The following is a 1,071-nucleotide window of genomic DNA, read 5'->3' on the forward strand; positions in this document are numbered from 1 at the left end:
ATTCGGTTTGCGCGAACTCGGTTGTCGTTTCTCCTTCAAAATCTAGGTTTCGACCACCGCCTAACAAAATTCGGTTATCGATATTTCTGAAATAATAATAGCCCTCCTCCAGATGAAAAGTGCCTTTGATATCCAAATCGGGTATCGGATTGGTAATTAAAACCTGAGCTCTGGCCGGTTTGACCTGGTTATTGGTTAATTCGGCGGCAAAACCGTTGGTCGCGAATAATAAGTTACGGGTTACAAAACTAAAATCGTTTGCCGTTACCGTAACACCATCACTTTTTTCTTGGAATGCAGTTACTTCCACTTGATTCAGGATTAAAATATCGTTGGCAATGGCTTTCTTTAACAAAGCTTGCATCATTTTTCCGGTATCGATTTGGGCTTCGTACGGATTAAAAATAAGGTATTCTTGTATGCCGCTAAAATCGAACCGATCTACTTCTTTCGAAAACACTTCGTTTCTAAAGATAGGTTTCAAGATGTCATTGATAAAAGGAAGTCGCTGCAAACAGTCGTTATACGAACTCTCGTCTGATTTAAAAAACAGTTCATAGCCGCCATAAGGTTTAAAGTCGATGGCTTCATCACCTAAATTTTTGCGCAACAATTGAAGTCCGCTCCAGCGCTTTTGAATCAACTGCAAAACTTCTTCTTCGCTGTGTGATTTCAAATCGTCTAAAATCTCCGAAAGACTACCAAAACAAGCAAATCCCGCATTTTTAGTACTGGCGCCTTGTGGTAAAATTCCCTTTTCGAGTATTAAAATCTTACGGTGTGGAAAACGCTCTCGCAAGGCTAATGCGCAATGCAAGCCTACGATGCCGCTGCCTACGATAGTGAAATCGACTTGGGCAAACCAATGTTTAAGTTCCCAATAACTTAAATTCATTTGAAATTTTTTCTAAAAATACTTTTTTTCAAAATTGTAATGGAAAGTAAGGCTAAATTTTTTCGAATTATTCTTCATTTTAAGTGTTTTTTTGCCTTATTCTTAATAACTAATCTTACGATTTATCGATTTGTTAACAGTTTTATGATTTTATCCCTTGTCGTGTAAAAAATAGT

The 1,071-nt window shown here is 37.4% G+C and carries 1 protein-coding gene; it reads right to left on the minus strand.

Features of this window, described 5'->3' with window-relative positions:
- Positions 1 to 895 (minus strand): NAD(P)/FAD-dependent oxidoreductase (locus ACOVQQ_RS12170; protein ID WP_421818438.1); only part of this gene is annotated, 895 nt, incomplete at its 3' end.
- Positions 896 to 1,071: the final 176 nt, after the last annotated feature.

The sequence above is a fragment of the Flavobacterium sp. genome (assembly GCF_049240005.1).
In the GTDB taxonomy this organism is placed as follows: Bacteria; Bacteroidota; Bacteroidia; order Flavobacteriales; family Flavobacteriaceae; genus Flavobacterium.